This window comes from Protofrankia symbiont of Coriaria ruscifolia, from assembly GCF_900634745.1.
Classification (GTDB): domain Bacteria; phylum Actinomycetota; class Actinomycetes; order Frankiales; family Frankiaceae; genus Protofrankia; species Protofrankia californiensis.
In genome coordinates, this window is the sequence record NZ_CAAAFR010000094.1 from 47,456 (window position 1) to 65,904 (window position 18,449).

An 18,449-nucleotide genomic window follows, 5' to 3' on the forward strand; every position below is an offset into this window, starting at 1 on the left:
GGTGACGACATGGAGCCACCAGCGGGGAGACCTACAACGCTGTCCGCCGCGCTGCGGCGGGACGACCCGTCGCAGGGGCGGGACGACGAGCGTCACAGCGATATCCGGGCTCTTCGAGCACACCGGCTACTCGTGGTCGTAGTCGTCCTCGCCGCGCTGGGCGGCGGCCTGCTGGTACTCGCTCTGCGGCCGACGGCATACCATACCAAGGCGGAACTCCTCGTCTCGCCGCTGACAAAGGATGACAGCAGCCTGCTCGGGCTACCGCTCGTGCGCGATCTGGGTGATCCGATCAGGACGATCCAGACCGCCGCCGCCGCTCTGAAGAATCGCGACATCGCGGAAGTCGCGGCGACGCGGCTCGGGGCGCCCTGGACGGCGGAGCGGGTCCAGCGGGCCGTCGACGTGATGCCGAAGGGGCAGACCAACATTCTCGAGGTCAAGGCGAGCGCCCCCGAGGCAAAGACCGCGGCGGATGTCGCCAACGCGTACGCGCATTCGCTGATCGACGTCCGGCAGGCAACGTTGCGGCGCCTCGTCGATTCGTCGATCCTCATGATCAGAGCCCGGCTCGACGCGTTGCAGAACCAGCAAAACGGCGTCCCGGACCAGCAGGGCGCGACTGCCGCGGCGCTCGAGCAATGGCTGATCGAACTGGAACAGGTCAGCGGCAGCGGTGATCCCACCGTGTCCCTGTCACAGGACGCCTCGATTCCGACCTCGGCCGCAGGCGCGCCGGCGTGGTTGGTACTGACAATCACCACGCTGGCCGGCGTCGTCCTCGGGGCGGGAGCGGCCGTCGCGACCGAACGGTTCGCACACGTACACCACGGTCAGAAAAGCTCCACGCAGAAGAACGTTGAGCAGGAAAGCTTCGAGGCAGCAGCAGCATCAGGAACAAAGGCGGGATCAGGAACAACCGACGGCGTGGCCCTGATGTCCAGGCCACCGGCTTCGACTTCGACGCCCGCCGCGGATGCGGCATCCGCCGCAGATGTGCTGGATGGGCAGCCGATCGGGCCCTCCCGATAATGGCGGAGACAGCTGTCGTCACGGGGGCGGGAGGGTTCATCGGCGGACACCTGGCCACCGCGCTCGTGCGCCGCGGCAGCCACGTCCGAGCCTTTCTCCGTTACAATTCCCGAGGCGATCGGGGCAGCCTGGAGTGGCACGATCAGCACGTCGTGCGTGATATGGAGGTCATATTCGGTGACCTACGCGACGTCGAATCGGTGGGGCGGGCAATCACCGGTGCGGACGTTGTCTTTCATCTCGGGGCGCAGATCGCCATCCCATATTCCTACGTCAACGCCCGGGACTTCTTCGAAACGAACGTGCTCGGGACGCTGAATGTCGCCGAAGCCGCCCTGCGCGCGGGGGTACGCCGAGTCGTGCACACCTCGACAAGCGAGGTGTACGGCACCGCCCGGACCGTCCCCATGACCGAGGACCACCCCCTGGAAGCACATTCCCCCTATGCCGCCAGCAAGATCGGCGGCGACAAGCTGATGGACGCCTTCTTCCGGTCGCACCGGCTGCCGGTGACCGTTCTCAGACCTTTCAACACGTATGGTCCGCACCAGTCGACCCGCGCCGTCACGGCCACCATCGTCACGCAGGCACTGGCCGGGAAAACGCTCCTGCTCGGGGAGCTCGACACCCGTCGGGACCTCACCTTCGTCTCGGACACCGTCGCCGGTTTCATCGCCGCGGCGGAATCCGATGCCGCCGTCGGCCGCACCGTACACCTGGGGACAGGTAACGACGTCTCGGTGGCTGAGCTCGTCGCCGTGGTCGGCGAACTGCTGGGCCACCGGCTCGCCGTCGAAGTCGACGACACTCGGCTGCGGCCCCCGCTCAGTGAGGTCAGGCGGTTGGTGTCGAATCCGGCGCTGGCCCATGAGCTCATCGGCTGGAATCCCAAGGTCGATCTCGGTGCCGGACTCTCGGCGACGATCAGATGGATCGAGTCGAACATGAGCCGGTTCCGGATCGGCGAATACTCCAGATGAAATACTCCGGATGAGCGGAACGGAGACGAAGAACTTCTCCGATGCAAAGTAGCTTCTATTACGTCGTAGCTTCTATTACGTCGAACTCGACGGACCGCCTGATCATTCAGTGTGGCGGTATACTACCCGAGAGACTGACTGACATCAGGTCCGCGCCCAATTCGGGGTCCAGGTCTCGGACTTGAGATCCGGAGTGGACACGTCACGCAGATGGTCACGTAATTCCTTGATCAACTGGTCTCGGTGAACGTTCGGTACAAGGAGACGACGGATCGGCCGCGGAAATTCTTTCGGGGCTCGAATTTTTTTCGGACGGACATGGGCTGTCGACCGCTGCCCGAAGAAGCGCCGGCCCCAGCGCCAGCAGGAACCACAGACGCTTGTCCACGGCGTTGGACAGGAAGAGGCCCGAAACGGTCATGCTGAACGTGGCCAGTAGGACCGCGTTCGCGAGAGCGGCGTTTCGCCGGTCGCCGAGCGCCTCGAAACGCCGCGCGGCGAGGAACGCCGCCCGCAGACAGGCGACGAGAAAGGCCAGGAACAGGGCTGATCCGACGATCCCGTTCTCCGCGAGCAACTGGAGGTAGGAGTTGTGCACCTCGTGCGCACGACTGACGATGATGTCGACCCACGGTATGGGTCCGACCCGGCGCACGTAGTCGCTCTCGACCACGGTGTAGTTGTTCAGCCCCACGCCCAGGATCGGATGGTCCCGGACGATGCTCCAGGCAACCATCCACAGGTCCACCCGGCCGTCCCCGCGGTCGTTCGCCGTCATGCGTTGCCATGCGGCGGGCGACGTCGACAGCCAGGCCGCGGCCGCGACCGCGCCGAGCAGGATCAGCCCGGCCACCTGACGACGCTGGCGTCGCAGCAGGACGAGCGCGGCGAGCGCGCTGGCAAGGGCGGCGACGAACGCACCCCGTGACAGGGTCGAGGCAAGGCCGACGGCGTCGACGCCGGCAGCAGCGACGAGGACCCACCGCAGCGTCCGGTTCCTGGTTGCCGCGATGAGACCGACCGCCAGGATCAATCCTGCCAGCAGCCACGCGGCGAGGAAGTTGGGATCGCCCGCCCCTCCCTGCAGGCGGGCGGTTCCGGCTGAGCCTGCGGGGTTCTTCGGGTCCGGACCAGCGCCGATCAGGCCGACGGTCACCGAGAGCACCGCGCCGGCGAGAAACGCGCCGCTCGCCAGACGTACGGCCCTCACCTCGGCCATAGCCGTGCTCACCACGACGAAGACCAGCCCCAGCGCCCACCAGTGCCACAGGTCGGTGGCGGCCTCCCCGATGTCGACGGCCCACAGCAGAGACAGCGACAGCCACATCAGCAGCAGCGTGCCCAGGGCGACAAGCCCCGGCTGGTGCCTGAAGACGGAGAACCCGACGACCGCCTGCCCTGCCGTCCGCTGCGTCCGCCGGCCCGGCGCCGTGAGCCAGAACAGGATGATGACCAGACCGGCTGCCTTCGCGCCGAGGTTGAGAGCAGGAACAGCCTCGAAGAACAGGGCCGGTGTCCACAGGGCGATGCCGAGCTGCAGGTCCACGGCGGCCAGGGCGACGTACAGCATGAACACGAGCAGCGCCAGCCCCACCCACACTCGCTCGGCCAGCGCGGCGCCGATGAGCGCGGCGGCGGCGGTCGCGGCAACGGCGAGCACCGTTTCCGGTCTGCCGAACCACTCGGCCATCGCCGATCGCCGGCGGGCGGATTCCAGGGCGACCGCTTGCATCAGCGTTGCCAAGCGGTTGTGTTGTGCCGGGTGGTTGTGTTGTCGGAGATCGTCCCGTCAGCTCGTTGAGGCATGTGCAACCTCCCGGTCCGCGCGACATCGGTCCACCTTGCTCACCGCGGTCGACCGTATGGCTCACCGCAGTCGACCGTATGCCGACCCGGACACGCGCAGTTCCCGCGGATGTAGTAGTTCACCTACGCCGCCTGTGGGTGGTCGCGGGCGCTCTCCCGGCTCCGACTGTCTTTTCCGACACAGTGGTCGCGGCGGGCCGGAGCTTCCGGCGGGGAGAGGCGGGCGTGCCGGGTGAGGGAGGCGATCGAGGTGTGTCCGGAGTACGACAGCGGGGTTGTGCTCTCGGGGGTCCCGGTGTTTCCGGCGGAAGAACCAACGTCGATGCAGGCCAGCGGGGCTGCCGCGGAACTGCGCCCGCTGACCGGCCTTCGAGGCGCTGACCAGCGTATTCGTTGTTTTTCGGCGATTGCTACAGGGCTTCGTCCGTAGCCGATTCGCGTGATCGAATTTATCGCGAACGCGGTTGGGCGTGATAGGGGCGCGTACACGCATGATTTACAGTGGACCGGCGGTTCCACCTGTGCGACAGCCGGGCGGAACCATCACGACCTGACAGCCGCAAATCAACATCAACAAGAGTGGGGGTGGACCCGAAAGCCGACCCGCCCGACACGCGAAAGATCGGGGTTGGCCGCCGGCCGGAGGTGCGGCCCACGGTTGACCTCCATTCGATTTCCGGGTCTGGGACGGATCGGGACAGGGGTCCGGGGCGTGTGGTGATGCTGTCGGTCCGCAGAACGGAATCCATGGTCGGCCGGGTACCACGCGTCGCGCACCCGCGCCAGACTTTCGACATCGGACGGCGAGTCCGTCTCACGAGGGGGTAACGATGATCTATCCGGAAGCGATGAACATTCCCGGATGGCGCGGTGGTGACGGCAACGCCGCTTATCTCGACAAAACACTGCGGCATCGGCCGATCGAGCTGTCACTCGACGACAGTGTCAGCCTGAACACCATGTTCATGCTGTTCATAAGGGCATTGTTCGCGTCTTTTTTGGTCTGGTTCGTCTTCGGTTTTCTCTCGCTGTTCGCCGCGGTGGGCGGCAGCAGTTCGGGGGCGGTCAGCATCGCGGGATTCGGTGCCCTTGTGGCGGGTATCATTTTCTGGGTGGTCCTGCTACTCGCGCGGTTTACCGAGCCAATTGGAGAATGGCGGGTCCTGCTGGAGGACAGGACCGGCAGCGTGGAATCCACGTACAGCAAGATCGCCGGTTCTCTCCGGGTCCGCGAGATTCCGCTCGCCTGGACGGTCCGCCGCATGTATACCGGCATCGGCGCCCGGCACGTCAGTAACCGGCTCGTGCTGACCGAGGGGAACTACTCGGCGTACGTGTCGGTGTTCGGCTATGGCACGAGTCTCTACCTCGGGTGGATGATGTGGCGTTCGCGCCGCGGCTATGTCCTGATCGGAAAATATCTGGTCGATCTGGTCAACGGCATGCTCGGCAGGACCGACCCGGAGACGATCATGTTGCGTACCGAACGGCCCAGGGCGATGCGCGAAGCCGTCCATGCCGCGTGCCGGGAAGGACTGTACGTCGCGATCGAGGGGCAGGATGTGCCCATCGGATTCGGTTTCCCCCATGGCCTGCCACCCATCGACGCCCCTGGCCCGACCCCACCGCCGGTCGCGGGGAACCCCGGCTTCGCCGGCCCACCACCGGGGCAGCAGCACCAGGCACCGGGCTTCGGCGACCAGCCCTGGCAGAACGGCGATGAACCTCCCTACCAGCGATGACATGGAACGGTGTCCGTGAGGACGGGGTGTATCGACAGTCCGTCCCGGACGGCGTCTGGGCGTGGGTGGGGGTCGGTCTTGCGCCGATCACACCCACGGCGGGTTCAGGCCTGTATTCCGACATGAGTGAACCTCGGCGGCGCGCCGACGCCTTCGCCACGGAGATGGCCTGGATCGCGGCACAGCGGTCGACCGCCGGCCCGCTCTGTTTCGACTTGCGATATCTGAGCGACCCCGGGTCCGGAAGCCTGTCCTGCGCCATTCTCGGACGGGTTTTCGCTCCTGACAACGCCAGGGCCGCCCACGCGGCGGTCGCGTTGAGGGAACGATTGGCGGCCGTACCGGACCACGTCGCGGCCGAGCCGTTTGCCGATACGGCAGACGTCCGGCACTGGCTCGCGCCGATCGAACCGCACTTGGACGGGCTAACCGAAATACGCAAGCGACTGACCCACCATTACTGTACCCGGACGGACACCGGGCGCCGGCTCTGCTTCGCGGTGTCCGCGTTCACCGATGGTGACCGTTCCTGGGAACCGCTCTGGCGCGCACTCGCGCGGCAGCAGTATCCGACGTTAGTCAGCATCTGCCTGGAACCATACATGGTGGGGGACGGCCTCCGATATGCGCTCAGCGCGCTCGCCGGGGAATACGCCGTGCTCGCGACGGAGATACCGCCCAGGCCCTACAAAGGACGCGTACCGGCCGACACCTTCGCGATCGAGGCACAACCGCTCTACGCAGAAGCGGTACGTTGCTACACCGACCACGCATACCGCATCCGGGTCTCGGTGGCCTCCGCGGGCCCGCTGGATCCAGCTTTCGGCGAACTGCTTGCGGCGACCATTTCACCACCGGTTCGCGACGGCGCCTTCGGGGGTGGCGGGCCGGTGGTCCGGCGGCCGGCGCCCGAGGAACTCCAACCGGCGTGGGCCAATATCACCACCTCGGGTCGTGAATGGCTCGACGCGACATACCGGCAGGGTTCGCCGCCAGATTTCCTCAACGAACCGGAACGTATCCTGTGCGACCTGGTCGACGTTCCGGAGGCCGCCGCAGCTTTTCATCTCCCCTATGAGGTCGCCGGTGATCCCCTGTTGTTCGGCATCCCCGGGAGGTCAGTCGTCCCTCCGCCGGCAACCACCTCAGATGACCGGCGGTGGGATGTCGCGCTGTCGTTCGCCGGGGCGCAGCGGCCGTACGTGAAGCGAGTCGCGGCTGCGCTGAGGGCGCGGGGGGTGCGCTGTTTCTACGACGCGGACGAGCAGATCGACCTGTGGGGGAGGTATCTGGCCGAGGAACTTCCCGTGATCTACGCCGAGCGGGCCTCGGTGGTGGTCGTGTTCGTCTCCGCGGACTACGCCGCCGGGGACTGGACGAATCTGGAGCGCCGAGCCGCGCTGAACCGGGCGGTGCGGGAACGCCGGGAGTATGTGCTGCCGGCCCGGTTCGACGACACCGCACTACCCGGCCTGCTCTCGGACATGGTCGCCATCGACCTGCGCGCCATCACCCCGGAGCGATTCGGGATGATGGTCGCTGACAAGCTGGGCCGGCTGGAAGTCATCGCCTCGGGGACGGCGCCCCCAACTCCTGAGATGCGGAACGGAGAGGACCGGTGGCAGCGGCCGAACGCCCCGCGGCGGCCACACCGGGGCACCTCGAGATCCACTGACATTCACTCGCGCAGGACACCGCCGCCCTGAACGCCTGGGTGGATACCGGGGTGGCACGCACAGTGCCTGGCTGTGCCGCGCCACCTCGTGGTGCCATGTTGTGCCATGCTGGGTGGGCGACGGCAGTGGAGGAAGCCGGTGGGAATCCGGCGCGGTCCCGCCACCGTAACCGGGGAGCGAACCCTCACCGTATGTCACGGATGCGCATGCGTCCGGAAGGCCGAGGGGGAGCACTGATCCGGAAGCCGGGATACTTCGGCCGTCCGCACCGTTACCGAGGGCGAGGAAACCCGAGGGAGGACCGCGGCATGCCCATTCACGCCCGCCAGCCGGTGGTCGGCGCATGGTCGGGAGCATGATGACGGCTTACCCGCTGTCCGCGGTGGTGGGTATGGACGATCTACGGCTCGCGCTCGTTCTCAACGCGGTGTCACCGGCCATCGGTGGGGTGCTCGTCCGCGGGGAGAAGGGCACCGCCAAGTCGACGGCGGTGCGGGGGCTTGCGGCCCTGCTTCCGCCCCTGCACGTGGTGACCGGATGCCGGTTCTCCTGCGACCCGGCCGCCTCCGACGACGCCGGCTGCCCGGACGGCCCGCATTCCCCCGGCAGCCCTGCGGCGACCCGGACGGTGCGGCTGGTGGAGCTGCCGGTGGGAGCCTCCGAAGACCGGGTGACCGGGTCGATCGACCTCGACCGGGCGCTCGCCGAGGGCGTCACGGCGCTGCGCCCCGGGCTGCTGGCCACCGCCCACCGGGGCCTGCTCTACGTCGACGAGGTCAACCTCCTGCACGATCATCTTGTCGACCTGCTGCTGGACGCGGCCGCGCTCGGTGTCGCCCACGTCGAACGCGACGGGGTGTCGGTCCGCCACGCCGCCCGGTTCCTGCTGGTCGGGACGATGAACCCGGAAGAGGGCGAACTGCGCCCGCAGCTGCTGGACCGGTTCGGGCTGACCGTCGAGGTCGCGGCCAGCCGGGATCCGCGGGTCCGGGCCGAGGTGGTGCGCCGCCGGCTGGCCTATGACGCCGGCCCGCGGGCCTTCGCCGCCGCCTGGGCTGACGAGGACGCAGCCCTTGCCGCCCGGATCGCCGCCGCCCGCGACCGGCTGCCCGCCGTGGACCTGTCCGACACGGCATTGCGCCAGGTCACCGCGGTCTGTGCCGCGTTCGACGTGGACGGGATGCGCGCGGACGTGGTCACGGCCCGCACCGCGATCGCGCTGGCCGCCTGGGAGGGCCGGGACAGCGTTGCCGCCGACGACGTGCGCCGCGCCGCCCGCCTCGCATTGCCGCACCGGCGCCGCCGGGGCCCCTTCGACGCTCCCGGCCTGGACGAGAACACCCTTGCCGAGGCCCTGGAACAGGCCGGGGAACCACCCACGGATCCCGATGGACCACCGGCCGGCGGTGGTGGCGGAGGTCGTTCCGGCGCCGGTAGTGATGCTGGAGCTGCTGACAGTGATGGTGATGGCAGTCGTGGCGACGGTGCTGGTGGTGGGCTGCCGTTCACCCCTGCCGGTGACCTGCCGGCCCCGCGTCCGGCCGAAGCGGAACCCCTTCACCAGGCGGAGGCGGAACCGGAGCCCGCCTGCGAGCTGGCCGTCGCACCCGGTCACGGCCGGTACGGCCAACCCGACCCGCGTCGCGGGCAGGTGGACGCCGCGGAGGCCGCCGACGGCCGTCCCGCCGACCCGCCCGGACCGGCGTTCCGCCCCCGCCGCCTGGAGATCCCCGACATCGGTACCGGCCTCGGCGCGGCCGGGCGGCGCTCACGGGCCCGCACCCGCCACGGTGCGGTGGTCACCGCGTCGCCGGAAGCCACCGGCCTGCACCTGCCAGCGACCCTGCGGGCAGCCGCACCGTGGCAGCATGACCGCGGACGCCACGGGCCGGGGCTGCTCCTGCGGCCGTCCGACCGGCGCGGCGCCGTACGGGAAGGACGCGAGGGCAACCTGGTGCTGTTCGTGGTGGACGCCAGCGGTTCCATGGCCGCCCGCGCCCGGATGCGTACGGTCACCACGGCCGTGCTCTCCCTGCTCCTGGACGCCTACCAGCGCCGCGACAGGATCGGAATGATCACGTTCAGGGGTGCGGGCGCCGATGTCGTCCTCCCGCCGACGTCCAGCGTGGAGGTGGGTGCGGCGCGGCTGAGCTCCTTGCCGACCGGCGGGCGCACCCCCCTTGCCGCCGGGCTCACCCGCGCGGGGCAGGTTCTGGCCACCGAACACCGGCGTGACCCCGACCGGCGCGCGCTGCTGGTCGTCGTCACCGACGGCCGGTCCACGACCGGCCCGGATCCGGCCGCCGCCGCGCACGCGCTGGCCCGCGCCGGTGTGGCCAGCGTCGTCGTCGACTGCGAGAGTGGGCACGTCCGCCTGGGCCTGGCCGGACGTCTGGCCACCATCCTCGGTGGCACGACCGTTCCGTTGGCCGCCCTGTCGGCAGCGGCCGGCCCGGCGGGGCCCATGCGTCCCGGGACGCCGACGGGATCCGTTCGTCCTGGAAAGCCGACGGTATCCACCCGTCCCGGAAAGGCGGCCTGAAGCATGCCGCAGGGACAGCCGGCCGTGGTACCCGACGACGGCCTGACCACCCGGGCCCGCCGGGACCGCCCGCTGCTGATCGTCCATACCGGTGACGGCAAGGGGAAGTCGACCGCGGCGTTCGGGCTGGCCCTGCGCGGCTGGGCGCAGGGCTGGCCGGTCGGGGTGTTCCAGTTCGTCAAGTCCGCGAAGTGGCGGATCGGGGAGGAACGGGCGCTGCGCACCCTCGCCGCCACCGGTGAGGGCGGCGCGGTCACCTGGCACAAGATGGGCGAGGGCTGGAGCTGGGTACAGCGCCGGATCGACCCGGGCGCCGAACCGGCCGAGGCCGCGCGTGAGGGCTGGGCGCAGATCCGCCGGGATCTGGCCGCGCAGACCTACCAGCTCTACGTCCTCGACGAGCTGACCTATCCGCTGAAGTGGGGGTGGATCGATGTGGACGAGGTCGTCGAGGTGCTGCGTACCCGGCCCGGACGCCAGCATGTCGTCGTGACCGGTCGCGCCGCGCCACCCGCGCTGCTCGACGCCGCCGACCTGGTGACCGAGATGACCAAGGTGAAGCATCCGATGGACGCCGGCCAGAAGGGCCAGCGGGGGATCGAATGGTGAACAACGCCCACGGCACGCTCCCGCCACGGCTGATGATCGCTGCTCCGGCGAGCGGCGCGGGCAAGACCACCGTGGCGACCGGGCTGATGGCCGCCCTCACCGCCCGCGGCCTGCGGGTATCCCCGCACAAGGTCGGCCCGGACTACATCGACCCGAGTTACCACGCGCTCGCCACCGGACGGCCGGGGCGCAACCTCGACGCCGTGCTCTGCGGCGAACACCGCATCGGACCGCTGCTCGCCCACGGCGCCCGCGGCGCCGACATCGCCATCGTCGAAGGGGTGATGGGCCTGTTCGACGGGGTGTCGGTGCCGGAGCCCGGCCAGCCCGTCGACTTCGCCTCCGCCGCCCATGTGGCCCGCCTGACCGCCACCCCGGTCGTGCTGGTCGTCGACGCGTCCGCCGCGGGCAGGTCGGTTGCCGCCACGGTGCACGGCTTCGCCACCTGGGACCCCCGGGTGCGCCTGGCCGGCGTCGTGTTCAACCGGGTCGGCTCGGCGGGCCACGAACGGCTGCTGCGGGACGCGGCCGCCGACCTGGGCATCCCGGTGCTGGGGATGCTGCGCCGGGACGCCGGCGCCACGGTGCCCTCGCGGCATCTCGGGTTGGTGCCGGCGTCCGAGCGCGCGCCGGCCGCGGCCGAGGCGGTCCGGGCGCTGGGGGCCCTGGTCGCCGCGTCCTGCGATCTCGATGCCGTGCTCGCCCTCGCCCGGTCGGCTCCGCCTCTGGACGTCCGGCCCTGGACACCATCCGAAGCTGTGGCCGAGGCCACCTCGCCGGCGGTACCTGTGGCCGGAAACGAAGGCCGGACGGAAGCTGCGGTGGAAGCCAGGACGGGAGCCGGGATCGGCAGCGGGAGTGCCGCGCGCCGGCCGGTGCGGATCGCCGTCGCGGGCGGGCCTGCGTTCACGTTCGGTTATGTTGAACAGGTCGAGCTCCTGTGCGCCGCCGGCGCCGAGGTCGTCACTGTCGACCCGCTGCGCGACGAGGCGCTCCCGGAGGGCACCGATGGGCTGGTGATCGGCGGCGGATTCCCCGAGGAGCATGCCGCCGTGCTCGCGGCCAATGTGCTGTTGCGGGCCGAGGTGGTGGCGCTGGCGCGCCGGGGCGCGCCGATCGTCGCCGAGTGCGCGGGCCTGCTCTACCTGGCCCGCTCCCTCGATGGGCATCCGATGTGCGGGATCCTCGACACCGACACGGCAATGGGACCACGTCTCACGCTCGGTTACCGCCGGGCTGTGGCCGCCTGCGACAACCCGGTCGCCGCCGCGGGTACCGCGGTGACGGCGCACGAGTTCCACCACACGTCGGTCCTTGCCGACGCCGCTACCGGCCCCGCTGCCGCAGCCGCCCTCATCGGGGATGCGCCGCAGGCGGCCTGGCAGGTCGGCGATCGGGCGGAGGGTTTCGTGCGCGGCAACGTGCATGCCTCCTACCTGCACCTGCACTGGGCCGGCCTGCCCGGGGCGGCGCAACGGTTCGTCGCCACGGCTCGCAGGGCAAGATCGGCCGGAGCGGCCGCCTCCTCTCCCCCCGCGGGACGGGTTGCTGCGGGGGGAGAGGAATGAGCGCCGAGGCGGTGCGGGTCCGCGGCTGTCTGGTCGGTGTCGGTGTCGGCCCCGGCGACCCGGATCTGGTGACGGTCCGGGCCGTCCGGACGCTGGAGCGGGCCGATGTCGTGTTCGTCCCGGTCAGTGAGGGCCTGCCGCCGCCGGGACGGGCCGAGGCGACGGTGCGCGCGCATGTCACTCATGACCGGATCCGCCACGTGGCGTTCCGGATGACCGGCGACGCCGACTACGACGCCCCGGCGGTCACGGTCAGCCAGGCCCTGCGTGAGCATCCTACAGGCAGTGTCGCATTCGCCACGATCGGTGATCCGAACGTCTACTCGACCTTCACCACGCTGGCGGCCCGGGTGCGGGCGCTGCTACCGGAGGTCACCATCGAAACCGTTCCGGGGATCATGGCCATGCAGGATCTTGCCGCCCGGTCCGGCACGGTGCTGGCCGTGGGCACCGAAACCGTGGCGTTGCTGCCGCTGACCGCGGGGGTGGATGCCTACCACAGGGCGGTGGCCGACCACGACACCGTGATCGCCTACAAGGGGGGGCGCGCGTTGCCGCAGGTCCTCGACGTCCTGGCCGCGGCCGACCGGCTCGACGGCACGCACGGCACGGCCGTCTACGGTGCCTGCACGGGCCTGCCCGAGGAGGACATCCGTCCCGCCGGTGAACTGCCCCGCGACCGGCCCGGCCCCTACCTGTCCACGGTGATCTCGACACGGCGGCGGCAGTGGCCGGCATGATCACCGACCCGACCGCCGGTACGAACACAGGCGGCTGCGCAGGCGGGCCCGAAGACGTGACGACAGGCGGGCCCGGTCACGGGTTTGGTTGCGGGACCGGCCGGGTCACGTTCGTCGGAGCCGGCCCCGGGGCCGCGGACCTGCTGACCCTGCGCGGCGCCAGGGTGATCGGCGAGTCCGATGTGGTCATCTGGGCGTCCTCGCTGGTGCATCCGGACGTACTCACCCATGCTCGGGACGATGCCGAGATCGTCGACTCGGCCGGGCTGCCCCTGGAAGGCGTGCGGGAGATCTACCGGCGGGCCACCGGCGCCGGGCTCGCGGTGGCCCGGATCCACTCCGGTGATCCGGCGCTGTGGGGCGCGCTGCAGGAGCAGTTGGAGATCTGCGCCGAGCTGGGGCTTGCCACCGACATCGTCCCCGGGGTCAGCAGCTTCACCGCGGCCGCCGCGGCCGTCGGACGCGAGCTGACCATCCCGCAGGTGGCCCAGTCGGTGATCCTGACCCGGCTCGCCGGCGGGAAGACCCCGATGCCCCCCGGTGAGGAGGTGGCCCGGTTCGCCTCGCACGGCACGACCATGGCACTGTTCCTGTCGGCGGCCCGATCTGGTCAGCTCCAGACCGAACTCACCGACGGCGGCTATCCACCGGATACGCCCTGTGTGGTCGCCTACCGGGTGAGCTGGCCGGACGAGCTGATCGTGCGATGTGCGCTTGCCGAACTGGCCGCCACGATCCGTGAGCACAAGTTGTGGAAGCACACGCTGGTGCTGGTCGGCCCCGCGCTCGCGGCCGGCGGGACCCGCTCGCACCTCTACCATCCCGGTCACTTCCACGGGTTCCGCAGGGCCGAACGGACCGCCCGCACCGCACTGCGTTCTCGCGACGGGCAGCACGACCGTCCCGGGGCATCCGGGGAACGGCCGGCGTGACCGGCCCTGACCCAGCCCTTCCCCCACCGGTTCCGTTGCGTGAACCGGACCTGCCGCGCACCGCGAAAGTCCGGCCAGTCGCATTACGTACCGGTTGGACGACCGGAACGTGCGCGGCCGCCGCCGCGAAGGCCGCAAGCGCCGCGTTGTTCTCCGGGACGGCGCAGCGGGAGGTCACCGTCGCCCTGCCGTCGGGACAGCGGGTGACGTTCCCGGTCGAACGCTGCGAGCTGGACGTGGATGCCGGTCGCAGCGCCGAGGCGGTTGTGGTCAAGGACGCCGGGGACGACCCGGACGTCACCCACGGCGCGCACCTGACCGCAACGGTGAGCTGGCGGACACCGACCGGCGTCGACATCGACGGCGGGAGCGGCGTCGGGGTCGTCACGAAACCCGGGCTCGGGCTTACCGTAGGCCAGGCTGCGATCAACCCGGTACCCCGATCGATGATCATTCAGTCGGTCGGGGAGGTCATCGACCTGTACACCAGCGGGCTGCGCGTCGTGATCAGCGTGCCGGACGGGGAACGGATGGCCCGGCGGACCACCAACGCCCGCCTGGGCATCCTCGGCGGGATCTCGATCCTCGGCACCACCGGCATCGTCCGGCCGTTTTCCACCGCGTCCTGGCGGGCATCGGTGGAGCAGGCCGTGGCGGTGGCCGCCGCCCAGGGCCTGCGCACGGTGGTGCTCGCCACCGGCGGGCGTACCGAGTCCGCCGCCATCCGGCTGCTACCGGCCCTGCCCGAGGTGTGTTTCGTCGAGGTCGGCGACTTCACCGGAGCGGCGTTACGCCGGGCGGTCGAGGTGGGCATGACCGACGTGGTCTTCGTCGGCATGGCCGGCAAGCTCACCAAGCTCGCCGCAGGCATCCTGATGACGCACTACACCCGGTCCAAGGTCTCCCCGGACCTCCTGGCCGGGATCACCACGGACGCCGGCGGCGGTCCGGACCTGGTGGCGGCCGTCGCCACGGCCAACACCGCCCGCCACACCTACGAGCTGTGGGACTGCGCCGGACTGCTGCGGACTGCCGGTGACCTGCTGTGCGCCCGGGTCGCCGAGGTCCTCGCCCGGTTCACCGACGGACGCCTGCGAGCCCGGGTCGCCATGGTCGACTTCACCGGGACGTCCTGCGTGGCCGCCACGGAACCGGCATGGGTGGGACTGTGCGCGTGACAGTGATCGGTTGGGACGGCCACGCGCTCACCGACCAGGCGGCCGGTGCGCTCGCCACCGCCACGCTGGTCGTCGGTGGCCGCCGCCACCTGGATGCGCTCGGGAGACACCTCCCCGCCGGCGTACGCACCGTCGTCCTGGGCGGTGTCGCGGCCGGTCTCGCCGAGCTGACCGGGCACTTCGCCGCAGGCGGCGGGCCGGCTGTCGTTCTCGCCAGCGGCGATCCGGGGTTCTTCGGCATCCTCCGGACGCTGCGCCGGCACGGACTCGACCGCGACCACGGCGTCGACGTCGAACTGCTGCCCGCGACCTCGTCGGTGGCCGTCGCGTTCGCCCGCGCCGGCCTGCCCTGGGACGACGCGCTGGTCGTCAGCGCGCACGGCCGCAGCCTGCGGCGGGCCGTCCACGTCTGCCGCGCCCACCACACGGTCGCCGTGCTGACCGGGCCGGGGCCGGCTGGCGGCCCGTCCGCGCTCGGCGCGGCACTCGTGGGGCTACCCCGGCGGATGTTCGTCGCCGAGGAACTCGGCATGCCCGCCGAACGGACCGGATGGTGCACCCCGCAGCAGGCCGCCACCCGCCGTGACTGGCGGGAACCGAACATCGTCATCGTGCGCGACACCGACCATCCCCGTCCGGGGGAGCAGGATTCCGACCGGGCCGGGTGGTTGTTCCCCCACCGGACCTCCCCGCCCGGCTGGGCGCTGGACGAAGCCGCGTTCACCCACCGCGACTCGATGATCAGCAAGGCGGAGGTGCGGGCGGTGGCCCTGGCCCGGCTCGGCCCGGGACCGGGAGACCTCGTCTGGGATGTCGGCGCCGGCAGCGGCTCGGTCGCGGTGGAGTGCGCACGCCTGGGCGCGGCCGTCGTCGCCGTCGACCACGACCCGGACGCCTGCGCCCGCACCCGCGCCAACGCGCGTACACACCGGGTGTCCGTCCAGGTCGTCCCGGGTAGCGCACCGGGCGTGCTCACCGGCCTGCCCGCACCGGACGCGGTGTTCGTCGGCGGCGGCGGACCGGAAGTGGTCGCCGCCTGTGCACGGCACGCACGACGCAGCGTGGCCGTCGCCCTCGCCGCTCTCGACCGGGTCCGTCCCACCTGGGAGGCGCTTGCCGCCGCCGGCTTCGACGTCAGCGGAACGCAGCTCGCCGCATCCCGCCTGCGACCGTTGCCGGACGGGGCGCTGCGCCTGGCCGCGACCAACCCGATCGTCCTCGTCTGGGGAGAACGCACTGGTGAGCACGATGATGGACGATCATAACGACGGATGGTCACGATGACGGACGGTAGGAGGCCGCCGGACAACGGCCTTCGATCAGCGAACGGGCCATCCGCGCGCGGCTGGCAAGGCGGAGGAGATCCGGATGGTGGTGTTCTGTCCGGACCGGCGACAACGCGGCCTGGCCGGACGCTGGGGGAGGCGAGCCGGACAGCTGTTGTCCAGCAGCCTCCGGAGGCACCCGGGCGGTCGGGCATCGGCCTGGTCGCGGTGACCGCGGCCGGTCGCGCGGCCGCCCGGGAGCTCGAGCAAGCCTGGCCGGACGCCCGGCTCTACGACGGCACGGCCCGCGAAGCGCTCACCGCGGCGGTCGCCGAACGCGCCGGGGTGGTCTGCTTCCTCGCGACCGGAGCGACGGTCCGGCTGCTGGCCGACAACCTGCTCACCGGCAAGGACAGCGACCCGGGCGTGGTCTGCGTGGACGAGGCACGCCGGTGGGCGGTCGCCCTCGTCGGCGGGCACGCCGGCGGAGCCAACGACCTCGCCGGACGCGTCGCTGCCGCACTCGGTGCGACCGCCATCGTGACCACCGCCAGTGACGCCTGTGCGACACCCGCCCTCGACTCGTTCGGCGCCGACATCGGTCTGCGCGTCGAACCCGGGTCACAGCTTGCCGCCGTGGGCACGGCGATCCTGTCCGGCGAGCCCGTGACCCTGCACGCGGACGCCGTCTGGCCGCTGCCCGCGCTACCGGAGACGGTCCGGTTCGCCAATCCCGCCGATCCCGCCGATCTTGGCGAGACCGACGAGACCGACGAGACCGACGGCGCGGACGCGGCCAGGCCGGTGCCGCAGATCAGGCCTGCGACGTCAGCCGTGCCGACCGCGCCAGCCCCGCCGATCAGGCCGACGATGCCTACCATCGTGATCACTGATCGGATCGTCACACCACCGGCACCCGCGGTGGTGTACAGGCCGCCCAGCCTGGTCGTGGGGGTCGGGGCGAGCCGGGGCGTACCCGAGAGGGAAGTCGTCGACCTCGTCGAAAGCGTCCTGGCCGACGCCGGACTGTCACCGCTGGCCGTGCGCCACCTGGCCACCGTCGAGGCCAAGCAGGACGAGACCGGGATCGTCGCCGCCGCCCGCACATTCGGTTGGCCGCTGGTCGTGCACCCGGCCGCGGCGCTCGCGGCCGTCGACGTCCCGCATCCCTCCGAAGTGGTGCGGGCCGCGGTCGGCACGCCGAGCGTCGCCGAGGCGGCAAGCCTGCTCGCCGCCGGCGGCACCATGCTCGCCGGCGGCGCCGAGCTCGTCGTGCCCAAACGGGTGAGCGCACACGCCACCGTGGCGGTGGCCCGCCACCGTCCCCGCGGCCGGCTGGCGATCGTTGGCCTCGGCCCGGGTGACCGGGATCTGCTCACCCCACGTGCCGCCCGTGAACTCGCCCGCGCCAGCGTGATCGTCGGCCTGGACCAGTACGTCGACTCCGTACGCGACCTGATCCGACCGGGCGCGCGCGTGCTCGCCAGCGGCCTCGGGTCGGAGGAGGCACGCGCCGGTGCGGCTGTGGAGGCTGCCCGCGCCGGCCACGCGGTCGCTCTCATCGGCAGCGGGGACGCCGGGGTCTACGCGATGGGCAGCCCGGCGCTGGACCAGGCCGACGACTCCTTCGACGTGGTGGGCGTGCCGGGGGTGACGGCGGCGCTGTCCGCCGCGGCGCTGCTCGGCGCACCCCTCGGCCACGACCACATGACGATCAGCCTGTCGGATCTGCACACCCCCTGGGAGGTGATCGAACGGCGGGTCCGGGCGGCGGCGCAGGCCGACGTCGTCGTCGCCTTCTACAACCCGCGCAGCAGGACGCGGACGTGGCAGCTGCCGCGGGCACTGGCGCTGCTGGCCGAACACCGGCCGCCGTCCACCCCGGTGGGCATCGTCACCGATGCCTTCCGCCCAGCTCAGCAGGTCACCGTCACCACGATCGGGGAACTGGCAGCTGCCCCGGCGCCACATCTGGACCTGGTCGGTATGACGACAACGGTGGTGGTCGGCAGCACCCACACCCGTGTCGTGGCCGGGCACGTCGTCACTCCGAGGGGGTACCGGTGGAGCTGATCTACCAAGTTCGCGCCGACAGCTGCGCCGGGTGCGGAGCGTGCCTGCTCACCTGCCCCGAACATGCGCTACAACCCGGACCGCCGCGCACCGGTGGCGGGCGGCCGCCGCTCGTCCTCGCCGGACGCTGCAGCGGATGCGGCGAGTGCGCCGAGATCTGCCCGGTCGACGCGATCGACGCGATCGACGCCGTCAACGCAGCCGACACGGTGATGCCCGTGCAGCCCGCGGTGGTGGTCGTACCGCCTGTGGTCGTACCGCCTGTGGTCGTACCGCCTGTGGCCGTGCAGTCCGTGGCAGCGGCCG

14 protein-coding genes and 1 riboswitch are annotated in these 18,449 nt (G+C 71.0%); of the genes, 13 read left to right on the forward strand and 1 reads right to left on the reverse strand.

Translation table 11 applies throughout. The annotated features are described in order from the left end of the window. Nucleotides 1–9 precede the first annotated feature (9 nt). Together CV1CTNOD_RS12355 and CV1CTNOD_RS12360 are read left to right on the forward strand one after the other, a co-directional pair. Nucleotides 10–1,032, forward strand: coding sequence for a hypothetical protein (locus CV1CTNOD_RS12355; protein WP_131786261.1), 1,023 nt, complete (start codon nt 10–12; stop codon nt 1,030–1,032). Continuing rightward, the gene (locus tag CV1CTNOD_RS12360; protein ID WP_131786262.1) at nt 1,032–2,012 is read left to right on the forward strand and encodes a GDP-mannose 4,6-dehydratase; all 981 of its coding nucleotides are present in this window, start codon (nt 1,032–1,034) and stop codon (nt 2,010–2,012) included. The genes CV1CTNOD_RS12355 and CV1CTNOD_RS12360 overlap by 1 nt, the downstream gene beginning before the upstream one ends. 214 nt (nt 2,013–2,226) lie before the next feature. Here the strand turns inward: CV1CTNOD_RS12360 and CV1CTNOD_RS12365 are convergent, their stop codons facing one another. Next, nucleotides 2,227–3,744 carry an O-antigen ligase family protein gene (locus CV1CTNOD_RS12365; protein WP_207386386.1) on the reverse strand — a complete coding sequence of 506 codons (1,518 nt, stop codon included), beginning with the start codon at nt 3,742–3,744 and terminating at the stop codon, nt 2,227–2,229. 904 nt (nt 3,745–4,648) lie between these two features. Between CV1CTNOD_RS12365 and CV1CTNOD_RS12370 the strand changes: the two genes are divergently transcribed. The 11 genes from CV1CTNOD_RS12370 to CV1CTNOD_RS24695 form a co-directional block, all read left to right on the forward strand. After that, nucleotides 4,649–5,560 carry a mechanosensitive ion channel family protein gene (locus tag CV1CTNOD_RS12370; RefSeq protein WP_131786264.1) on the forward strand — a complete coding sequence of 304 codons (912 nt, stop codon included), beginning with the start codon at nt 4,649–4,651 and terminating at the stop codon, nt 5,558–5,560. A 122-nt stretch (nt 5,561–5,682) separates the two neighbouring features. After that, nucleotides 5,683–7,266 carry a TIR domain-containing protein gene (locus CV1CTNOD_RS12375; RefSeq protein WP_207386387.1) on the forward strand — a complete coding sequence of 528 codons (1,584 nt, stop codon included), beginning with the start codon at nt 5,683–5,685 and terminating at the stop codon, nt 7,264–7,266. Between the two features lie 99 nt (nt 7,267–7,365). Next, a riboswitch (cobalamin riboswitch) is annotated at nt 7,366–7,491 on the forward strand. 103 nt (nt 7,492–7,594) lie between these two features. Next, a complete protein-coding gene (locus tag CV1CTNOD_RS12380) occupies nt 7,595–9,778 on the forward strand; it encodes a VWA domain-containing protein (protein ID WP_131786279.1) in 2,184 nt (727 codons plus the stop codon). A 3-nt stretch (nt 9,779–9,781) separates the two neighbouring features. Next, a complete protein-coding gene (gene cobO, locus CV1CTNOD_RS12385; protein ID WP_131786266.1) occupies nt 9,782–10,387 on the forward strand; it encodes a cob(I)yrinic acid a,c-diamide adenosyltransferase in 606 nt (201 codons plus the stop codon). Then, nucleotides 10,381–11,955, forward strand: coding sequence for a cobyrinate a,c-diamide synthase (locus CV1CTNOD_RS12390; protein ID WP_131786267.1), 1,575 nt, complete (start codon nt 10,381–10,383; stop codon nt 11,953–11,955). Before cobO ends, CV1CTNOD_RS12390 begins: the two co-directional genes overlap by 7 nt. Beyond that, nucleotides 11,952–12,695, forward strand: coding sequence for a precorrin-2 C(20)-methyltransferase (gene cobI, locus CV1CTNOD_RS12395; RefSeq protein ID WP_131786268.1), 744 nt, complete (start codon nt 11,952–11,954; stop codon nt 12,693–12,695). The genes CV1CTNOD_RS12390 and cobI overlap by 4 nt, the downstream gene beginning before the upstream one ends. Then, on the forward strand, nt 12,695–13,627 hold the full coding sequence (gene cobM, locus CV1CTNOD_RS12400; protein ID WP_431607107.1) for a precorrin-4 C(11)-methyltransferase: 933 nt from the start codon (nt 12,695–12,697) through the stop codon (nt 13,625–13,627). Before cobI ends, cobM begins: the two co-directional genes overlap by 1 nt. Next, nucleotides 13,624–14,805, forward strand: coding sequence for a cobalt-precorrin-5B (C(1))-methyltransferase (locus tag CV1CTNOD_RS12405; protein ID WP_165485473.1), 1,182 nt, complete (start codon nt 13,624–13,626; stop codon nt 14,803–14,805). Before cobM ends, CV1CTNOD_RS12405 begins: the two co-directional genes overlap by 4 nt. Then, entirely contained in the window at nt 14,802–16,070 is a 1,269-nt protein-coding gene (gene cbiE / locus CV1CTNOD_RS12410; RefSeq protein ID WP_207386388.1) for a precorrin-6y C5,15-methyltransferase (decarboxylating) subunit CbiE, read from the forward strand. Before CV1CTNOD_RS12405 ends, cbiE begins: the two co-directional genes overlap by 4 nt. A gap of 15 nt (nt 16,071–16,085) precedes the next feature. Beyond that, nucleotides 16,086–18,143, forward strand: a complete 2,058-nt coding sequence (gene cobJ, locus CV1CTNOD_RS12415; protein WP_242606628.1) for a precorrin-3B C(17)-methyltransferase — start codon at nt 16,086–16,088, stop codon at nt 18,141–18,143. Beyond that, nucleotides 18,134–18,449: ATP-binding protein (locus tag CV1CTNOD_RS24695; RefSeq protein ID WP_165485474.1), on the forward strand; the 316-nt coding region annotated here is incomplete at its 3' end. The genes cobJ and CV1CTNOD_RS24695, both read left to right, overlap by 10 nt.

Bases quoted from the DNA above. Each gene is read 5' to 3' on its own strand.
- CV1CTNOD_RS12355 (WP_131786261.1), top strand. From the start codon at position 10: ATGGAGCCACCAGCGGGGAGACCTACAACGCTGTCCGCCGCGCTGCGG.
- CV1CTNOD_RS12360 (WP_131786262.1), top strand. From the start codon at position 1,032: ATGGCGGAGACAGCTGTCGTCACGGGGGCGGGAGGGTTCATCGGCGGA.
- CV1CTNOD_RS12365 (WP_207386386.1), bottom strand. From the start codon at position 3,744: ATGCAAGCGGTCGCCCTGGAATCCGCCCGCCGGCGATCGGCGATGGCC.
- CV1CTNOD_RS12370 (WP_131786264.1), top strand. From the start codon at position 4,649: ATGATCTATCCGGAAGCGATGAACATTCCCGGATGGCGCGGTGGTGAC.
- CV1CTNOD_RS12375 (WP_207386387.1), top strand. From the start codon at position 5,683: ATGAGTGAACCTCGGCGGCGCGCCGACGCCTTCGCCACGGAGATGGCC.
- CV1CTNOD_RS12380 (WP_131786279.1), top strand. From the start codon at position 7,595: ATGACGGCTTACCCGCTGTCCGCGGTGGTGGGTATGGACGATCTACGG.
- cobO (WP_131786266.1), top strand. From the start codon at position 9,782: ATGCCGCAGGGACAGCCGGCCGTGGTACCCGACGACGGCCTGACCACC.
- CV1CTNOD_RS12390 (WP_131786267.1), top strand. From the start codon at position 10,381: ATGGTGAACAACGCCCACGGCACGCTCCCGCCACGGCTGATGATCGCT.
- cobI (WP_131786268.1), top strand. From the start codon at position 11,952: ATGAGCGCCGAGGCGGTGCGGGTCCGCGGCTGTCTGGTCGGTGTCGGT.
- cobJ (WP_242606628.1), top strand. From the start codon at position 16,086: ATGACGGACGGTAGGAGGCCGCCGGACAACGGCCTTCGATCAGCGAAC.